At 63.6% G+C, this 18,009-nt stretch carries 20 protein-coding genes and 1 riboswitch; of the genes, 8 read left to right on the top strand and 12 right to left on the bottom strand.

Annotated elements, in window-relative coordinates:
* Positions 1 to 24: 24 nt before the first annotated feature.
* Together ABIB66_RS18805 and ABIB66_RS18800 are read left to right on the top strand one after the other, a co-directional pair.
* Entirely contained in the window at positions 25 to 318 is a 294-nt protein-coding gene (locus tag ABIB66_RS18805; RefSeq protein WP_354208219.1) for a hypothetical protein, read from the top strand.
* Between the two features lie 44 nt (positions 319 to 362).
* Positions 363 to 893 carry a DUF3617 domain-containing protein gene (locus ABIB66_RS18800; RefSeq protein ID WP_354255190.1) on the top strand — a complete coding sequence of 177 codons (531 nt, stop codon included), beginning with the start codon at positions 363 to 365 and terminating at the stop codon, positions 891 to 893.
* A gap of 105 nt (positions 894 to 998) precedes the next feature.
* On the opposite strand, the gene ABIB66_RS18795 is transcribed toward ABIB66_RS18800, so the two are convergent.
* From ABIB66_RS18795 to ABIB66_RS18785, 3 genes are read right to left on the bottom strand one after another with little or no spacing between them, the layout of a single operon-like run.
* Entirely contained in the window at positions 999 to 2,387 is a 1,389-nt protein-coding gene (locus ABIB66_RS18795) for an ATP-binding protein (protein ID WP_275172441.1), read from the bottom strand.
* An 18-nt stretch (positions 2,388 to 2,405) separates the two neighbouring features.
* Positions 2,406 to 3,137 (bottom strand): response regulator, encoded by a 732-nt coding sequence (locus ABIB66_RS18790; RefSeq protein ID WP_275172442.1) that lies wholly within the window; start codon positions 3,135 to 3,137, stop codon positions 2,406 to 2,408.
* A complete protein-coding gene (locus ABIB66_RS18785) occupies positions 3,134 to 3,673 on the bottom strand; it encodes a MarR family winged helix-turn-helix transcriptional regulator (RefSeq protein WP_007596846.1) in 540 nt (179 codons plus the stop codon). The genes ABIB66_RS18790 and ABIB66_RS18785 overlap by 4 nt, the downstream gene beginning before the upstream one ends.
* Positions 3,674 to 4,012: 339 nt before the next feature.
* On the opposite strand from ABIB66_RS18785, the gene ABIB66_RS18780 reads away from it, so the two are divergent.
* The 5 genes from ABIB66_RS18780 to ABIB66_RS18760 all read left to right on the top strand — a co-directional run bounded on the left by ABIB66_RS18780 (position 4,013) and on the right by ABIB66_RS18760 (position 8,355).
* Positions 4,013 to 5,095, top strand: a complete 1,083-nt coding sequence (locus ABIB66_RS18780; protein ID WP_354208217.1) for a branched-chain amino acid aminotransferase — start codon at positions 4,013 to 4,015, stop codon at positions 5,093 to 5,095.
* Positions 5,096 to 5,201: 106 nt separating this feature from the next.
* Positions 5,202 to 5,726, top strand: a complete 525-nt coding sequence (locus ABIB66_RS18775) for a YegJ family protein (RefSeq protein ID WP_354208216.1) — start codon at positions 5,202 to 5,204, stop codon at positions 5,724 to 5,726.
* Positions 5,727 to 5,806: 80 nt separating this feature from the next.
* Complete coding sequence (gene hisS / locus ABIB66_RS18770) at positions 5,807 to 7,519, top strand: histidine--tRNA ligase (protein ID WP_354208215.1); 1,713 nt, start codon at positions 5,807 to 5,809, stop codon at positions 7,517 to 7,519.
* A complete protein-coding gene (locus tag ABIB66_RS18765; protein ID WP_354208360.1) occupies positions 7,506 to 7,781 on the top strand; it encodes a tautomerase family protein in 276 nt (91 codons plus the stop codon). The genes hisS and ABIB66_RS18765 overlap by 14 nt, the downstream gene beginning before the upstream one ends.
* A 178-nt stretch (positions 7,782 to 7,959) precedes the next feature.
* Positions 7,960 to 8,355 (top strand): thioesterase family protein, encoded by a 396-nt coding sequence (locus tag ABIB66_RS18760; RefSeq protein ID WP_354208214.1) that lies wholly within the window; start codon positions 7,960 to 7,962, stop codon positions 8,353 to 8,355.
* Between the two features lie 13 nt (positions 8,356 to 8,368).
* Here ABIB66_RS18760 and proC read toward each other — a convergent pair whose 3' ends face one another.
* A complete protein-coding gene (proC, locus tag ABIB66_RS18755; RefSeq protein WP_354208213.1) occupies positions 8,369 to 9,196 on the bottom strand; it encodes a pyrroline-5-carboxylate reductase in 828 nt (275 codons plus the stop codon).
* 183 nt (positions 9,197 to 9,379) lie between these two features.
* Positions 9,380 to 9,880: a type III secretion system chaperone family protein gene (locus tag ABIB66_RS18750; protein WP_354208212.1), complete on the bottom strand. Its 501-nt coding sequence runs from the start codon at positions 9,878 to 9,880 to the stop codon at positions 9,380 to 9,382.
* Between the two features lie 407 nt (positions 9,881 to 10,287).
* A riboswitch (FMN riboswitch) is annotated at positions 10,288 to 10,447 on the top strand.
* A 76-nt stretch (positions 10,448 to 10,523) separates the two neighbouring features.
* Between ABIB66_RS18750 and ABIB66_RS18745 the strand changes: the two genes are divergently transcribed.
* The gene (locus ABIB66_RS18745) at positions 10,524 to 11,102 is read left to right on the top strand and encodes a 6,7-dimethyl-8-ribityllumazine synthase (RefSeq protein ID WP_354208211.1); all 579 of its coding nucleotides are present in this window, start codon (positions 10,524 to 10,526) and stop codon (positions 11,100 to 11,102) included.
* Between the two features lie 82 nt (positions 11,103 to 11,184).
* On the opposite strand, the gene ABIB66_RS18740 is transcribed toward ABIB66_RS18745, so the two are convergent.
* From ABIB66_RS18740 to lgt, 7 genes are all read right to left on the bottom strand, one after another.
* On the bottom strand, positions 11,185 to 12,219 hold the full coding sequence (locus ABIB66_RS18740; RefSeq protein WP_275172449.1) for a D-alanine--D-alanine ligase family protein: 1,035 nt from the start codon (positions 12,217 to 12,219) through the stop codon (positions 11,185 to 11,187).
* Positions 12,216 to 13,244, bottom strand: coding sequence for a putative zinc-binding metallopeptidase (locus ABIB66_RS18735; RefSeq protein WP_354061563.1), 1,029 nt, complete (start codon positions 13,242 to 13,244; stop codon positions 12,216 to 12,218). Before ABIB66_RS18735 ends, ABIB66_RS18740 begins: the two co-directional genes overlap by 4 nt.
* A 137-nt stretch (positions 13,245 to 13,381) precedes the next feature.
* Positions 13,382 to 14,335, bottom strand: coding sequence for a ribose-phosphate pyrophosphokinase (locus ABIB66_RS18730; RefSeq protein ID WP_007596822.1), 954 nt, complete (start codon positions 14,333 to 14,335; stop codon positions 13,382 to 13,384).
* Between the two features lie 193 nt (positions 14,336 to 14,528).
* Entirely contained in the window at positions 14,529 to 15,143 is a 615-nt protein-coding gene (locus tag ABIB66_RS18725; RefSeq protein ID WP_275172451.1) for a hypothetical protein, read from the bottom strand.
* Positions 15,144 to 15,256: 113 nt separating this feature from the next.
* Positions 15,257 to 16,024, bottom strand: coding sequence for a peptidoglycan editing factor PgeF (gene pgeF, locus ABIB66_RS18720; RefSeq protein ID WP_275172452.1), 768 nt, complete (start codon positions 16,022 to 16,024; stop codon positions 15,257 to 15,259).
* Positions 16,021 to 17,139 (bottom strand): class I SAM-dependent methyltransferase, encoded by a 1,119-nt coding sequence (locus ABIB66_RS18715; RefSeq protein WP_354255187.1) that lies wholly within the window; start codon positions 17,137 to 17,139, stop codon positions 16,021 to 16,023. The genes pgeF and ABIB66_RS18715 overlap by 4 nt, the downstream gene beginning before the upstream one ends.
* A 21-nt stretch (positions 17,140 to 17,160) precedes the next feature.
* Entirely contained in the window at positions 17,161 to 18,006 is an 846-nt protein-coding gene (lgt, locus tag ABIB66_RS18710; protein WP_354208210.1) for a prolipoprotein diacylglyceryl transferase, read from the bottom strand.
* Between the last annotated feature and the right edge of the window lie 3 nt (positions 18,007 to 18,009).

The raw sequence follows: 18,009 nt of genomic DNA, 5'->3' as shown, positions 1-18,009 counted from the left end.
CGCCAACCAATCGGAGTGACGGGAATGCGAATCATTGCGGCCGCGGGCCTTCTTGCCCTGGGTATGATGGCGAGCCAGTCGGCGCGCGCCGATCTGCTTCCGGTGCCTCCGTTCAAGGGCAACGACACCGGCGGCATCATCGCCTATTCGATGGCAACCCAGACCGATGCGCGGCAGGTCGCGGTCGATCACTGCGCGCGCTACGGCAAGGTCGCCAAATTCCTGGCGGTGCAGGCCTATGAGGGCGGCTACATCTCGTTCTCCTGCCGCTGGGTGCCCTATGGCGCCGCCGAGCAGCCGATCCGCACGCTCTACTGAGGCGCTTTCGCAACGCCGCTATCTCGCAGCCGGGAGCTTCCCACATGACGCGCAAACTCGCTTTGCTCGGCTCTGCACTTTGCTTCGTCTTGTCGGCAGGCAGCGCTCGCGCTGAAGACCTGCCGGTGCGCAAGGCGGGCCTGTGGGAATTGAAGATGGTCAGGACCGGCACGCCCGTGCCCGAGATGACCATGCAGCACTGCACCGACGAGACCGTCGACAAGGAGATGAACAACAACGTCTCGCCGATGGCCAAGCAGATCTGCGCCAAGCAGGACATCAAGAAGACCGCGACTGGCTATGTCAGCGATTCCGAGTGTAGCGTCGCCGGCATCAGCACGACCTCGCATGCTGAGATATCAGGCGATTTCAATTCGGCCTATACGGTGAAGACGTCGTCGCACGCGCAAGGCGGCGCCGCCGGCGCGGCAGGCCGCGACACGACCATGCAGCTCGAAGCGAAATGGCTGGGGGCCTGCAAGCCGGACCAGAAGCCCGGCGATATCGTGATGCCCGGCGGCTTCAAGATGAACGTGCGCGACATGGACAAGCTGAAAGCGCTGTTGCCGAAGTAGGGAAGATCGTAGCCCGGATGGAGCGAAGCGAATCCGGGGCCGGTGCATCGATCGCGAAGAAAGAATCCCGGATTGCGCTACGCTCCATCCGGGCTACATCACCGGTTACACCGGTATCCGCACGCTCGCCCTTAATCCGCCCATCGGGCTGTCGCCAAGCGTGATGTCGCCGCCGTGCGAACGCGCTATATCGCGGGCGATCGCGAGGCCAAGACCCGTGCCGCCTTCGTCCTGGTTGCGGGCGTTGTCCAGCCGCAGGAATGGCTTGAACACCTCTTCGCGCAGATGGGCGGGAATGCCCGGCCCGTCGTCGTCGACCGTCACTGTCAAATAACGGTGATCGCGCTGGCCGGTAATGGCGATGCTCTTGCCGTAGCGGGCGGCGTTGGTGACGAGGTTGGCGAGGCAGCGCTTGAACGAGGCCGGCTTTACCGTGACCACGGGCAGCCCGTTGAACGCGACGGTCGCCGTGTGGCCGTGGCGTTCGGCGTCGCTGCGCAGCTCCTCGAGCGCTTGCGCCATGTCGGTCGGCTGCGACTGCTCGCCGGAATCGCCCCGGGCAAAGGCGAGGTAGTCCTCGAGCATCATCGACATCTCGTCGACGTCCTTGCGCATGCCCTCCATTTCGGGGCTGTCGCCGATCAGCGCCAGCTCGAGCTTGAACCGCGTCAGGATCGTGCGCAGATCGTGGCTGACGCCGGCGAGCATTGCGGTGCGCTGCTCCATCGTTCGCTCGATGCGCGATTTCATTTCGAGGAAGGCGACCGATGCGCGCCGCACCTCGCGCGCGCCGCGCGGGCGGAAATTCGGCGCCTCGCGGCCCTTGCCGAAGCTTTCGGCGGCGTCGGCAAGTCGCAGGATCGGCTTGATCTGGTTGCGCAGGAATAGCACCGCGACGATCAGCAGGATCGAGGACGTGCCGACCATCCAGAACAGGAAAATCTCCGAGTTCGAGGCATAGGCGGCGCTGCGTTGCGCGAACACGCGCATCACGGCGTCGTCGAGCTGGATCCGGATCTCGACAAGGTTGGAGCGGCCGACCGTGTCGATCCAGAAGGAGCGCCCGATCTGGCGGCCGAGCTGCACCGACAGCGTCTGGTCGAGCAGCGAGAAGAACGGCTTTGGTCCCGGCGGCGGCATGTCGCCGGCCGGGAGGAAATCGACGACGAGGCCGAGGCGCTGCTGCGCGATGCGGCGGATCTGGTCGCGATCCCGGTCTTGCGGATAGCCCTTGTAGACGTCGATCAGCGCGGCGATGTCCTGCACCACGGCGGCCGACAGGCGGCGTGTCACCGTGTTCCAGTGCCGCTCCATGAACACGAAGGCGACCACCGATTGCAGGATCACCATCGGCACGATCATGATCAGCAGCGCACGCGCGTAGAGGCCGGTCGGCATCCAGCCCTTGAAGGCGTTGCCCATCCAGCCATTGGCGGCAGAGACGCGGCCGGCGGCGCTCTTCAAAAGCGTCAGGCCGGTATCGATCGTGCTCATCGGTGGCGCTTCACTTTATTATGGCGAGGCTACCAGCCGATAGCCGATGCCGCGCACGGCCTGGAGGAACAGCGGATTGGCGGGATCGGTCTCGATCTTGCGCCGCAGGCGGTTGATCTGCACGTCGACGGCGCGCTCGTTGACGCTGCCATTGCCGGTCAGCGCGCTGCGCGGCACGGTCTCGCCCGGTGTCTCCGATAAAATCCGCAGCATCTCGCGCTCGCGGTCGGTGAGGTGAATGACGTCTTCGCCCTGACGCAATTCGCCGCGGTCGAGGTGATAAATGTACGGGCCAAACGCGATCTTCTCGACCGCAGCGGCCTGCGGCGGCGGCGCGGCGCGCTTGAGGATGTTGTTGATGCGCAGCGCAAGCTCGCGCGGCTCGAACGGCTTTGCGACGTAGTCGTCGGCACCGATCTGCAGGCCCTCGATGCGCGCTTCGGCTTCGTGCCGCGCCGTCAGCATCACGATCGGCACCGAGGACGAGGTCCGGATGAAACGGGCGAGATCGAAGCCGGTCTCGCCGGGCATCATGACATCGAGGATCAAGAGGTCGAAGTGCAGGCCCATCAGCTTCGCGCGAGCGTCGCTGGCGCTGGCGGCGGTCGAGACGCGATAGCCTTCGCCTGCAAGGAAGCGTGAGAGCAGATCGCGGATGCGGCGGTCGTCGTCGACCAGCAGGAGATGCGGGGCATCGTCGGCGGGGCGTGCCGGCGGGCGTGCGAGCGTGGCAGCGAGCGGCACGGTCACTCCTTGTCCTGATTGACGGTGGCAAAGATCGTCTCGAGCACCTTGTCCGGATCGTCGCGGTCGATCATCGCGCGCAGGAAGCGCTTGACGGTCTCGGCATCCTGCGGCGCCATCTCGGCGAGCGCCTTGGTGATGCGCGTGGTCTGGAGGCCGGCGAGCTTCTGCACCAGCGCCTCGCCCTTCGGTGTCGCAAACAGCAGGCGTTGGCGGCGATCATTGTCGCCGGTCTTCTGCACGATGTAGCCCTCGTCGAGGAGCTGCTTGAGCACCCGGCCGAGCGATTGCTTGGTGATGCGCAGGACGTCGAGGAGGTCGGCGACCTTGAGCCCGGGATAACGATAGACGAAGTGCATGACGCGGTGATGGGCCCGGCCGAAGCCGAATGCCTCCAGCTCCTGGTCGGGATCGCCGACGAAATCGCGATAGGCGAAGAACAGCAGTTCGATGATATCCCAGCGCAAATTGCCTCCGTCGTCTGCGGCCGGCCGCGGCCCGGCAGCGTCTTGAGAAGGAGTCGCGAAATTTATGTCAGGCATATTGACGTATCTTGGTTTGAATGTTACAAAACGATCAGCCCGTACGAAATTTTAGATCGTTTCGCATCGGGTGGGCATCGAAGCAAGGCGGCCGCACAGGGCCGGACAGGCGGCGACGGCCGGAGCAGATCTACCGTGCGATTGTCGAACGGCATTTCGGCAAAACATACTGGACTTCCGTCTTCCGCAAAAGCATGTCCTCGGTGACATGCTGGCCACGGAAACCGGCCGTAACAAGGCTGGCGGCGGTTCGGCCAGAAACCAATCGAGCCAGCCGGGCCCAAATCAGGGCAGGCGGGTGCCAGAACGGCGCCGCCACCGGCAGCGGGAGGCAAGGACATGAGCATGAAATTCGACATCCAGCCCGCATCCAATCCGACCCCCGAGAAGGATCGGGTCGCCAAGCTGGTGGACCCCGGCTTCGGGCGGGTCTTCACCGATCACATGGCGGTGGTCCGCTACAACCAGGCCAAGGGCGGCTGGTACGAGGCGCGTGTCGAGGCCCGCGCTAATTTTCAGCTCGATCCGGCCGGCGCCGTCCTGCACTACGCCCAGGAAATTTTTGAGGGCCTCAAGGCCTACAAGCGCGACGACGGCGGCGTGAACCTGTTCCGACCCGACGCCAATGCACGGCGCTTCAAGGACTCGGCCGACCGCATGGCGATGGCGCAGCTTCCCGAAGACGTCTTCATCGAGGCGGTCGAGCAAGTCGTGCGCATCGACCGCGCCTGGATGCCGGGCGGCGAGGGCAGCCTTTACCTGCGCCCGTTCATGATCGCGAGCGAGACCTTCCTCGGCGTCAAGCCGTCGTCCGAATACATCTTCGCGGTGATCGCCTCGCCGGTCGGCTCCTACTTCAAGGGCGGCCCCGCGCCGGTCTCGATCTGGGTGTCCGAGAATTACACGCGCGCTGCGGTCGGCGGCACCGGCGCCGTCAAATGCGGAGGCAACTATGCCGCAAGCCTGCGCGCGCAGGCCGAAGCGATCCAGCACGGCTGCGATCAGGTCGTCTTCCTCGATGCGATCGAGCGCCGCTACATCGAAGAGCTCGGCGGCATGAACGTGTTCTTCGTGTTCGACGACGGCTCGCTCTCGACGCCGCCGCTCGGCACCATCCTGCCCGGCATCACCCGCGATTCCATCATCGCGCTGGCCAAGGACACCGGCAAGACCGTGCGCGAGGAGCCGTACTCGCTCAACCAATGGCGCAAGGATGCGGCAAGCGGCAAGCTGAAGGAGGCGTTTGCCTGCGGCACCGCCGCCGTGATCTCGCCCATCGGCACGGTGCGCTCGGTGAGCGGCGATTTCGAGATCAGCGGCGGCGCGGCCGGCCCGGTCGCCATGGGCCTGCGCAAGCAGCTCGTCGACATCCAGTACGGCCGCACCAACGACCCGCACAACTGGATCCGCAATCTGTCTTGATTTTTGCCCTCTCTCTCTTCGCTCGCGGGGAGAGAGAGGCGCAATGAACGCGACACGATGATCGTGCGACAAAGTCCGAGACCTCGAATACCTGGACATCGCGATCATGACATCCACTCTTCCCCAGTCCCTGAAATGGGTGGTTCTTGCCGCGGTCACCGGCATCACCGTATTCGGCATTCTGACCATCGGCCCCAAGCCGGATGTCTCCGCTGAGGGCCGTTCGCCCGTCGTCGACGTGCGGACCACCGATCCGGAGATGAACACCGCGATCGCGCGCGCCCGTGGGACGCTGCCGACCTTCTGGGCCTCCTACGAGGCGCCGAAGCCGTCGGAAACGGGGCATGCCCTGAAGGTGCACTTTTCGACCCGCAAAGGTGGTGAGCACATCTGGATGGCCGAGGTGAAGAAGCTACCCAATGGAGCCTATTCCGGCCTCTTCGCCAACGAGCCACGCGATCTGCCCGGCAAGCGGGCAGGCGACAAGGTCGAATTCACTGAAGCCGACATCTCGGACTGGATGTTCATGCGCAACGGCAAGATCGTCGGCGGCGAAACCATCAAGCCGACGCTGAAGTCGCTGCCGAAAGCTGACGCGGATGCCCTCCGGGCTCGGATGGAGCAGCCGTAACCCAAGTAACGTTTAGTTCTTTGGAGGAGGGGTGGCCCGCCGGGTTGCCCTGCCGCGCCTCGGCTGGTACCTAGCCGGATATGAGAGAAAAGGTCAAAAAGCCACAAAAGTTGAAGGCGCGCCTGCCGCGCGGACTCGAAGATCGCGGTCCCGACACAATCGCTGCCACCCGTCAGATGGTCGAGAAAATCCGCGAAATCTATGAGCGCTATGGCTTCGAGCCGGTGGAGACGCCGGCGATGGAGTACACCGATGCACTCGGCAAGTTTCTGCCCGATCAGGATCGACCAAATGAAGGCGTGTTCTCGTTTCAAGACGACGACAAGCAGTGGATTTCCTTGCGCTACGACTTGACCGCGCCGCTCGCCCGCTACGTCGCGGAAAACTTTGATAGCTTGCCGAAGCCATATCGCAGCTATCGCGCCGGTTATGTCTATCGTAACGAAAAACCCGGCCCCGGCCGTTTCCGTCAGTTCATGCAATTCGATGCCGATACCGTAGGTTCGGCGTCCCCGGCGGCCGACGCCGAGATGTGTATGATGGCGGCCGATACAATGGAGGCCCTCGGCGTTCCTCGTGGCAGCTATGTGGTTAAGGTGAATAACCGCAAGGTGCTCGATGGAGTTTTAGAAGTGATTGGCCTCGGTGGCGAAGAGAACGCTGGCCGCAGGCTTACTGTTTTACGTGCAATAGACAAGCTGGATAAGTTTCCGGTCGATGAAGTGCGAAAGTTGTTGGGGCCCGGCCGATGGGACGGCGGCGAGGAAGGCAAAGGCGACTTCACAAGGGGTGCAGGACTTTCGATCGAACAAATGGAATTGATCTTCCAAGTAGCTGGCGGTCAAAACCTCTCTTGGGAACGTATTGATACCCAGAACCATCCTGCAACAACTGACGAAATTCTAATAAGCGCGGAGCAACTTGCGGAACATTTGCGTCGCGATGATGCGAGTATTCCGATCGGCGGACATGGGACGTATTTCTTGTCGAATCGGGGTGCGATCGCCCAACGACGGAATATTTTGAATCATTCTCCGAGAGCGATGCAGGGTTTAGATGAGCTTGAAGAAATAATCAGCGTCGCGCAGAGCTCTGGATATGGATCACAACGAATTCGAATAGCATCCGAGGTGGTTCGAGGCCTCGAGTACTACACTGGCCCCGTCTACGAAGTGGAACTGTTGCTTCAAACCACTGACGAAAAAGGACGGCCAATGCGTTTTGGTTCAGTGGGCGGCGGTGGCCGTTACGACGGCCTTGTATCTCGCTTTCGGGGAGAGCCCGTACCTGCGACCGGCTTTTCTGTAGGAGTTTCGCGATTGCTGGCTGCGCTCGCAACGCTAGGATCGCAAGACACTAAGCCCGCCTTTGGACCAGTAGTCGTGCTTGTAATGGATCGTGATCAGATTCACCGGTATCAAAGATTTGTTACGACCTTGCGCGACTTTGGCATTCGCGCTGAACTTTATCTTGGCAATCCAAAAAACAATCTAGGTGTGCAATTCAAGTACGCCGATCGTCGAAACTCCCCTTGTGTCGTAATTCAAGGCAGCTCTGAGCGAGATAACCCTCACGGTAGGCCAATTGTCGTTGTGAAGGACCTTGCATTGGGAAAGACCGTTGGGCAGCGAACCGAAGACAGAGACGACTATCTGCAGCATCAGATGATGGCGCAAAAAGCTGTCTTTGAAGAAGATCTTGTGCCTGCCGTCCTTGAAATCCTCCGAAGGCATGATGTGAAATGGAATTGGCCTTATGGCGAGAGGGTAGAATTGCGCCATCTTCAATCATGATGATTGTGATGGTGCCGAGTTCATCTTGAACGCGAGCAATAACAAAAGGGAGAGAAAAATGCCTGAGATCACTGTCAGCATGGCCGAAGGCCGCACCGACGAGCAGAAGGCCGGCATGATGCGCGACATCACCCAGGCACTGGTGAAGAACCTCGGCGTCGATGCCGACGCCGTCGTCATCCAGATCAACGAAGCCCCGCTCCGCCACAAGATGAAGGGCGGCAAGACGTTCGTGGAGCGCGCGGCGGCTGCGAAGAAATAGTCACCCCTGTAGCTGCAAACGCAACTGTCGTCCTGGCGAAAGCAAGGACCCATTATCCAAACGGCAGTTGTTGCAGCAGGTCGTGGTTTAGACCGCGCATGACAATTTTCGGTCGGGGTAATGGGTCCCGGATCGGCGCTCGCTTTGCTCGCTTGTCCAGGACGACGGGGGAGGGCCCATGGACGCACGTGACTTCATCAAGGTCGGCATGAGCGCCGAGCGCACGCTGGTGGTGCCGGTGGAGCGCACGGTGGGGCATTTCGTGCCCGGCATGCCGATGGTCTATGCGACGCCGATGATGATTCTGGAAATGGAGATGACGTCGGGCGACGCGATCCGCAGCGCCCTTCAGCCGGGCTGGGTCACCGTCGGCACCGAGGTCGACATCCGCCATCTTGCAGCAGCCCTCGTCGGCGCGACGGTGCGGACCAGCGCGAAGGTCTTCGCAGTCGAGCGCCGCGTCATCCGCTTCGAGGTCGAGGCCTTCGAGGGCTCGCGAAAACTCGGCGAAGGCCGCCACGCGCGCGGGCTCGTCAATGTCGAGATGTTCAACAAGCGGCTGGGGGCGACGTAGCCCCGCGCTCTAGCTACTTCGCCAATTCCTTCGACCGCTGCGTCGCCGCCGCGATCGCGCGGATCATCAGATCGCGCAGGCCGGGCTCGCCCATCAGCACGCCGAGTGCCGCGGCCGTGGTGCCGCCGGGCGAGGTGACGTTCTGGCGCAGCGTGCCGGAGGCAAGCTCCGACTGGTGGAGAAGTTCACCCGAGCCGGCGACGGTTTCGCGCGCAAGTTTTGTCGCGAGCGCCTCGGGCAATCCCGCCTGGACGCCGGCGCGCGCGAGTTCTTCGGCCAGCAGAAACACATAGGCCGGGCCCGAGCCGGACACCGCGGTCACCGCGTCCATCAGGCTCTCATCGTCGACCCATTCGACCGAGCCGGTGGCGCGTAGCAGCGCATCGGCCACCGCGCGTTGCGGTGCGCTGACGTTGTTCGCGGCGACAGCCACCGTGATGCCGCGACCGATCGCGGCCGGCGTGTTCGGCATCGCGCGCACCACCGCGCCGCCGCAGACCTCTTGAAGCGAGGCGATCGTGGTGCCCGCCATGATCGAGACCACGGAGGTCTTGTCGGAGACGAACGGCTTCAGCTTGGCGCCGGCCTCGCGGAACATTTGCGGCTTCACCGCGACGACGAGCGTCTCGATCCGGCCTGCCGTCGTCACGTCCGGATTGAGCGCCACCCCCTTGGCGGCAAGCGCGGTGATCTCGGCCGAGACGTGCGGATCAATCACTGCAACGCGGTGCGGATCGAGCCCGCCCGAAAGCCATCCGGTCAGCATCGCGCCGCCCATCTTGCCTGCGCCGGCGAGCAGGATGGTGCCGGTGATGTTTTCGAGAGTGCTGTTGCTCGTCATAGCCGTTGCCACCGCCGTCGTCCCGGCGAAGGCCGGGACCCATTACCACGGCTGGTTCTAGTGGAAGGATGGCAAGGCAACAAGCATCGCGAGCTACACAAAGACCTCGCGGTATGGGTCCTGGCTTTCGTCAGGACGACGATGGAGAAAGCTGGGCTCGCTCGCTGCCTCGGGAGAGTGCGCTTACGCCTCGCCCACCGTGTCGAACATGGCTGCGTCCATGGCTTCCGTCGTGGACTTGCCCGCCCACACCACGAACTGGAACGCCGGGAAATAGCGTTCGCAGGCGTGGATGGCACCGGCGAGCATGGCTTCGCACTGCCCGGTGGAAGCGATGAGCCCGCCCGGCAGCACCAGGGCCTGCCTGTGCATGATCATGCCGGTGGTGGTCCACAGGTCGAAGTGCCCGACCCATAGCTGCTCGTTGACGGCGGCCACGAGCCGCTGCACCTCCGGTCGCCGCGCAACCGGAATCTTCATGTCGAAAGCGCAGGCCAGATGCAGCGCCTCGATCTCGCCCATCCAGGTGAAGGAGATCTGATAGTCGATCCATTGTCCCTTGGAGACAATCGTGAGTTCGTCTTCGCCGGAGCGTTCGAACGGCCAGTTGTTGCTGGCAGCGATATCCTCGACCACCGCGAGCGGATGGTTCTTGGAATCGATAGTGCCTTCGAGCAGGGACATGCCGTCTCGACCTCTTGCCTTTTTGTTGTCTTTGATACGCACGCGGTTGGTCCGGCGCGCGCTCCCTTTAAATTCGTTAAGGCGATCCCTCGGAGTCGCTGTCGCGATCTCCTCGGATCAAGCGCGGGCTTGTCGCGGATCAACTGATGTGATTTGCGGAATCTGCGCAACTGGCTGCCGAGTCCGTCCACAAGCCAGGACTCGTTCGTCCACAGCTCATCTCGGCCACAATTATTAACGGGAAGAACAAATCGGAATCGGATTCGATGGCCCGCCAATCGTTAATTCCGTCGCGTGCCCCTGGACCGCCATGGCGGCATGGGACCATGCGGTTTTCCATGCGGAACCCGCTTGCCGCGGCCCCCAACCGGCGTCATATTTCGGTCAGGCCGTTCATTCCGGACGGCCGATGTTCTCAGGGCGGGGTGAAAGTCCCCACCGGCGGTAAGGGCCGTAAGGCCTAAGCCCGCGAGCGCCTTCCTCCAAGTCTGTTGCTGAGGGGAAGGGTCAGCAGATTCGGTGCAACTCCGAAGCCGACGGTTAAAGTCCGGATGAAAGAGAACGGTCGGTGGCAGACGCATCGCAGGATGCGGCTGTTTGTCGTTCCGTGTGCCCTGATTCTGGTCCTTAACTGAGGAAAGCCATGAATCAGATGTTGCAAGACCCCCAAGCCGAAACTTCCAAGGCCGAAATTTCCCAACCAACCCAAACGCCACCGCCGGTTCCGCAGGATCCGGCGCCCGAGCACCCGCGCTTCGCGAAACCGCAGCGGGTGGCCTTCGTGCAGGCCTGCTGGCACCGCGACGTGGTCGAGGAGGCCCGTATCGCCTTCGTGAAGGAGGCGGCAGCGCGCCACCTCAATCATGTCGACGTGTTCGAGGTGCCGGGCTCGTTCGAGATCCCGCTGCATGCGCAGATCCTCGCCAAGACACGGCGCTACACCGCGATCGTCGCGGCCGGCCTGGTCGTCGACGGCGGCATCTACCGCCATGAGTTCGTCGCCGACACCGTGATCAAGGCGCTGATGGACGTGCAGCTGCGCACCGAGGTGCCCGTGTTCTCCGCGGTTCTGACGCCGCAGCAATTCCACGAAACCGAGGTGCACTACGATTTCTTCCGCAAGCATTTTGCGATCAAGGGCGTCGAGGTGGCGGCCGCCTGTGCGGAGACATTGCTCGGGCTCGAACGCCTGCGCGGCCAGGTCGCCGCGGGAATCGCGTAACGCAGCGCAACGACCATCCCTCATCCCGAGGGGCGCGAAGCGCGTCTCGACGGATGAGGGGCGATCGCCGCCGTGTTCGTCATCAGCCGAGCGAGACTCCCGCCTTGGCGCGGCTGATTCCGAGGGCCAGGATGCGCTGCAGGAGTGCCGGATATTTGAGTCCGGCATGTTGAGCCGCTGTGGCGAACTCCTGGCTCTTCGCAATCTCGGGATTGGGATTGGCTTCGATGAAATACGGTGTGCCGTCGGCGGTGAGACGAAAATCGATGCGCGCGTAGCCGTCGAGGCCAAGCGCCCGATAGATGCGTTTCGCGGCCCGCTGGATCCTGGCGGTCACTTCCGGCGCCAGATCCTTCGCTGGCCCGTCGACGATGCCGACCTTCTCCTGATAATCGGTGTCGTGCTTGGCCTTCTCGGTGGCGATGTGCCGTGAAGAGCGGCCGCCCATGCTGCCGAATTTCAACTCCCAGATCGGCAGAACGCGTAAGCGGTTGTTGCCGAGCACGCCGACGTAAAGCTCTCGCCCCTCGATGAACTGCTCGGCGATGGCGGCGGATTCGACCCGCTCGTGGATAAAGGCGACCCGCTCCGCCAGCTTTTCGTCGGTGTCGACGATCGAGGCTTGCGAGATGCCGAACGAGCCATCCATGTTCAGGCTCTTGACGATCAGCGGCAGCGCAAGACGCGTCGGGCGTTTCACCTTGCGGCGCATCGGGAAGACGGCAAAGGCCGGAGCGGCGATCCGGCGGTGATGCACCAGCGTCTTGGACAAATCCTTGCCGCGGGCCAGGGTCAGGCCGCGCGGATTGCACCCGGTATAAGGGACCTTCATCAGCTCGAGATAGCTCGCGATGTGCTGGTCGAAGGCGACGTTGTTGTGGAATTCCTCCAGCAGCGTGAAAACCACGTGCGGCTTGAACTCCTCGATCGCCTCGCGCACCGGCTTGATTTCCTCCTGCGCACCGAGCGGTCGAACCTCGTGGCCGGCTGCGCGCAAGGTGCTCACCACGTCGTATTCGGTTTTCCACGCATTGATCTCCTGCGGGCTATATCCGTCGGAGGAGTCCGGGGGCAGGAAGTCCGGATGCATGAGGACCAGAATGCGGAGACGTCTCATAGCGCGATCCACTTTCGCTGAGACGGGCCAAACATCGTGTGCATCGTCTTGGCGGTCACGAGGACGATGAAGTCGAGAACGAGTTTCTGTTCGGGGCCGACGGCGCGCAGATCGAGCTCGCGACAGCGGGAGATCATCTCGTCAAGCACGGCATCGAGTGTAAGCTGATTCTCGCCCGTCCATCGCGCCACCAGCTGCCTGATATGGGCGCGGTGCCGCCGGATCAAAGCCGAAGCCGGCTTCGACCGGTGATGCCGTGGATCGGCTGAAAACAGCCGGGATAGATCGCGGTCGTAGGTCTTCGGAGGTGTGAAGGCGTAGAACGCCTGCTTCTTCTTGTAGTGCTCTTCGAGCGTCTGGCTGAGCCGACCCAGCGTATCGACACGCTCTCGGGTCGTGATCGGCGGCCGCTTGCCCGCGATCTCGCCCATCAGCTCGTCGACATATTCGAGCTTCTTCAGTGCCGGCCAGCCGGCATATCGCGTCCGCCAGTTCGAGCGCGGCCGCAGCCACACCGCAAAGGTCTCGGCGAAATCCTCGTCCGGATGGCTCTGCGCGTACCAGAGCCGCAGATGCTGGACATAGCGCCGGCTCGCCGGATTGGGCCGGTAATAGCGCGGATAATGTTTCGACGACGGGCCGAACAGTTGCTGCCAGCGCCGGCGGCGCTGCAGCTGGTAGCCGTGCTGTATGGCGTGGCCCGCTTCGTGACGGAGGATGGCCATGCATTCGCGCCAGGTTCCGCCCTCGACGTCGAACATCATCTTCTTCTCGAGCTTCATCAGGCGGGGATGAGCGAGATAGAACGGAATGGCGATGCCGGGAACGCCGCCCGGACTGAACCATTCGCTCGACATCCATGTGTGCGGCCGCAGCCGGATATCCCGTTCTTCCAGCTCCTCGTAGAGCGTGCTGACGCAATCCTCGAGCCAGGTGCCTTCGACCGTAACCCTCAGGCTGGAGAGACGTTGCTTGAGCAACTCGTCATCCGACAGCTTCTCCCAGGCAAATTTCCGGCGTGGCATCGGGCATCCAGAGGGCAGAGATGACTCGGGATTCGGATGATGTCATGGGCGGTCGTTGGCAACAACCCGGGGGCTGCCTCGTAAGGGACGCAGACGCTCGCACTTCCTCTGCCTGCAAGCGGGGCGAGGTAAGAAACTCAGTCGAACAGGCTCGACACCGACTCTTCCGCCGCGGTCCGCGCGATCGCGTCGGAGATCAGGCTGGCGATCGGCAGCGTGCGGATGTTCGGCGCCTTGCTCACCGCCTCCGTCGGCAGGATCGAGTCGGTGATCACCAGCTCCTTCAGCCTGGAGTTCGTGATCCGGGCGGCCGCGCCGCCGGAGAGCACGCCGTGGGTGATGTAGGCGTAGACGTCCTTGGCGCCCTTGGCGATCAGCGCGTCGGCGGCGTTCACCAGCGTGCCGCCGGAGTCCACGATGTCGTCAATCAGGATGCAGGTGTAGCCGGCGACGTCGCCGATCACGTTCATGACCTCGGATTCACCCGCCCTCTCGCGGCGCTTGTCGACGATCGCGAGCGGGGTGTTGATGCGCTTGGCGAGGCCGCGTGCGCGCGCCACGCCGCCGACGTCGGGCGAGATCACCATCGTCCTGGAGAGGTCGAACTTGTCCTTGATGTCGCGCACCATCAGCGGTGCCGCGTAGAGGTTGTCGGTCGGGATGTCGAAGAAGCCCTGGATCTGGCCGGCATGCAGGTCAAGCGTCATGACGCGGTCGACGCCGGCCTGCGTAATCAGATTGGCGACGAGTTTTGCCGAGATCGGCGTGCGCGAACCCGATTTGCGGTCCTGCCGGGCGTAGCCGAAATAGGGCAGCACCGCGGTGATGCGGCGCGCCGAGGAGCGGCGCAGTGCGTCGGTGATGATCAGCAATTCCATCAGATGGTCGTTCGCCGGGAACGAGGTCGACTGGATGACGAAGGCATCCGAGCCGCGCACGTTCTCCTGGATCTCGACGAAGATCTCCATGTCGGCGAAGCGCCGTACCACCGCCTTGGTCAGCGGCAGGTCGAGACCCTGCGCGATGGCCTGCGCGAGAGCCGGATTGGAGTTGCCGGCGACGAGCTTGATGGAGCCGTTCTTGGCCGACATGGACGCTTCCTCCCGCGCTTTGCTGGACACGATGTTCAACATCAAACAATACCCACTCGAAGCACGGTTACGACGGGCGAGGAAATATCAGGCCGGGGGCTGCGATGGCAACCCGGGAGGCTACGTTTTCCCTGCGAAATCCTGAGTCCGGCCAACGGTTTGGCTGGAAGTTGGGGCCGTGGTTTCGCGGGGGTTATCGCTCGGCATAGCCCAGCGCCGAGGCCGGCATCTCGGCCACCGGGGCCTCCGGCATCACGCTCGCCACGGCCGGCCCGCGCAAGCCGGGAGCCGAGCCCGGCGCATCCGGCGTTCCGTTGATCATGTTGGAAAGTCCGCTGAATCCGGCTTGGGCGATCTTCCGCAGCACGAGGTCGTCGGCCGCGCTCCAAGGATCGCGGCCGCCCTTGGCCGCAGTCGGTTCCTCGCCGGAAAGGCGCAGCGCCCGCTGCTGGTTGGCGTCGTAGACGTCCCAGACCCAGGCGATCACGGTCTTGCCGCGCACGATCTGGGCGGAGAGGTAGCTGCGCACGCGGTAGGCAGCCGTCCCCTCGCGCGAGACCACGGACAGGCTGCGCAGCTTGGATTCGCTGTCGAGCACGCCGACCATGCGGTCGAACACTTGCGGCGGCGGCCCGTCGATCGATTCGAACGCGACTGTCGCCCCCGAGCCGGCGCTCGGCGCCATCGCATAGGAGTTCGCGGCACCACCGCCACCGGCACAGCCGCCGAGGGCTGTCGCAGCCGTCAGCAGCATGACCGCCAGCACGCGCGAACCCGCGCGGCGCAAGATGAATGACGCGTCCCTCATTATGGAGGGCAGCGATATCGTTAAAACGCATTAACGTCTAGGGCGGGGGCGCCACAGGCCACTGTCATCGCGCGCAGGCATAGCCCCGGAATGACACGGGGTTGCCGTTGTGTTCACGCTTCGAGCGCGATCGCGTGAACGTGGCGGCCGTAATCCGGCTCCTTGCGATGTACCGAGCGGCGGTAGCTGAAGAAGCGTTCGTCGGCGTAGGTGTCCAGACCGAGATCGTCGATCATCAGGATGCCCGCGGCTTCCAGACGCTTGCGGATGAAGCCGGCGAGATCGAACATCGCGTGTCCTTCGCGCACCGACGGGATGAAGAACATGGCGTTGTCCGCATCCGCCTCGATGAAGCGCGTCACGAACTCGTTGCCGACTTCATAACTGTCCTGGCGGATCAGCGGGCCGACCGCGGCGATGATGCCGCCACGCGAGGCGCCGAGTTTCTCCATCGCCGAAATGGTCTGCTCCAGGACGCCGGTGAGCGCGCCCTTCCAGCCGGCATGCGCGCCGCCGATCACGCCCGCATTGGGGTCGACGAACAGCACGGGCCCGCAGTCGGCGGTGGAGACGCCGAGCGCGATGCCGGGCACCTTCGTCACCAGCGCATCGCCCTTCGGCCGCGGCCCGCTCGGCCACGGCGCGTCGGCCACGAGCACGTCGGGCGAATGGATTTGGTGCAGGCTGAGAAAGCGTTCCGGTGCGACGCCGACATGCTCGGCCATGCGGCGGCGGTTCTCCGCGACAAGGAGTTGATCGTCATTGGAGCCGAGCCCGCCGTTCAGCGCGGAATAGATGCCGCCCGAGACGCCGCCTTCGCGGGTGAAGAAGGCATGGCGCAGGCCCGGCACCGCCGACAGCAGCGAGGAGGCAAGCGTCATGAACCGTCTCCGGTGCGTTCGAGATCGCTGAGGCCCGCAAGGCCCGTTAGCCGCGGCTCGGAGATGCCGAGCACCTTGAACATCGAGCCCATGCCGCTGCGGCCGGTTTCGGTCAGGCGCTTTAGCGCGATCGAAATGTCGGTGGCGACGTCGGGCGCCGCCTTCTGCATCAAGGCGGCTGCACGGGTCTCGATGCCGACGCGTTTGAGAAAATCGCCCTGCGTCACCGGCCCGTGCACGCGGGCGCCCACGTCCTCCGCTCCGCGCGCGAGCGCCTGGAAGTCGACATGGGCTGTGACGTCGGCCTGGCCCGGCGCCTTCAGGGGATCGGTGAAGGTGTGGCGCGCGATCGCCTGGAAGGTGTCGCCGGCATCGCTGCGCAGGTGGCCGTAATCGATGATCAGCGCCGCGCCGTCCTGGTCGCGCACGCGGCTGGCGAGCTTCATGATCTCAGCATCTGGCCGCCATTCGAACACGGCCCCGACGGGCGCGGCGCGGACCAGAGGCGGCAACAGCACCTCGAAGCGCGGCGTCGGCTCGGCCGCCGCGCCGAATTGAAGTTTTCCATTGGCGTCGACCTCGATCACGCGCTCGTGCCAGCCGTTCTCGTGACGGACCATCTGATGGATCGGCAGCACGTCGAAATATTCGTTGGCGAGGATGATGCTCGGTCCCTCAGGCACGTCGTCGATGCTGTCGTGCCAGGCGATGTTGCGCACGCCCGACAGCGTCGCACTCTGCCGCTCGCGCAGGACCGGATTGACCTCGACCATGTGGATATGGAGCGCCTGATAGAGCGGCGGCAGCACGCGGAGCGCACGCAGCGCATCCGCCATCATGGTGCCGCGGCCGGGGCCGAGCTCGATCAGCCGCAGGAATTGCGGCGAGCCCATCTGCTTCCACACCGAGGCGGTCCACAGGCCCAGGAGCTCGCCGAACATCTGGCTGGCCTCGGGCGCGGTGGTGAAGTCGCCTTCTCGTCCCAACGGATCGCGCGAGACGTAATAGCCGTAGCGCGGATGCATCAGGCACAGTTCCATGTACCGCCAGACCGGCATGGGGCCTGAGGATTTGATCAGCGCCTTGATCTCGTCGAGTAACGGCTGGTCGGTCACGGTCCATCTTCTCAAAAGGAATTAACGAATAGCCCCTGCGGGCTTCGGCGCACCGCGCCTCACTGCCAATACAATAAGTATGAGGCCGACAATAAGCATCGGGATCGACAACAGCATGCCCATGGTTAATCCGCCCCAGAGGAAGCCGAGCTGGACGTCCGGTTCGCGGAAATGCTCGCCGGCGATCCGGCTCAGACCATAGATCAGGATGAACGCGCCGAGGATCATGCCCGGTCGCTTCAGAGCACCGAACCGGATCATGACCGCGAGGGCGGCAAACAGCAAAATGCCCTCCATGCCGGCCTCATAGAGCTGGCTCGGATGGCGCGGCAGTTGGGTGGGATCGTTGGGGAAGATCATCGCCCAGGGCAGCTCCGGGTCAGCGGCGCGGCCCCACAATTCGCCGTTGATGAAATTGGCGATGCGGCCGAGCAGCAGCCCGACCGGCGCGACGGCGGTTGTGATATCGCCGAGCGACAGGATCGAGATGCCGTTGCGATAAGCAAACCACATCACCGCGACGACGCAGCCGAGAAAGCCGCCGTGGAAGGACATGCCGCCTTCCCACAGCCTGAAGATCGCAGCGGGATGGTCGATGAAGAAGGGCAGATTGTAGAACAGCACATAGCCGGTGCGGCCGCCGAGGATGATGCCGAGCGTGACCCACAGAATGAAGTCGTCGATCTGCACCAGCGACATCGGCGCCGGGCCGCCCCACAGCCGCTCTTTCTTCAGGAGCGAGCGCGCATAGAGCCAGCCGAACACGATGCCGCAGATATAGGCCAGCGCATACCAGCGGATCGCGAACGGACCGATCTCGATCGCGATCGGCTTGAAGGCGGGAAAGTCGATGAGCAGAAAGGGCATCGC

Source organism: Bradyrhizobium sp. F1.13.3, assembly GCF_040548265.1.
In the GTDB taxonomy this organism is placed as follows: Bacteria; Pseudomonadota; Alphaproteobacteria; order Rhizobiales; family Xanthobacteraceae; genus Bradyrhizobium.
The sequence above is the reverse complement of the archived record's forward strand: the minus strand, read 5'-3'. Positions and strand labels throughout refer to the sequence as shown.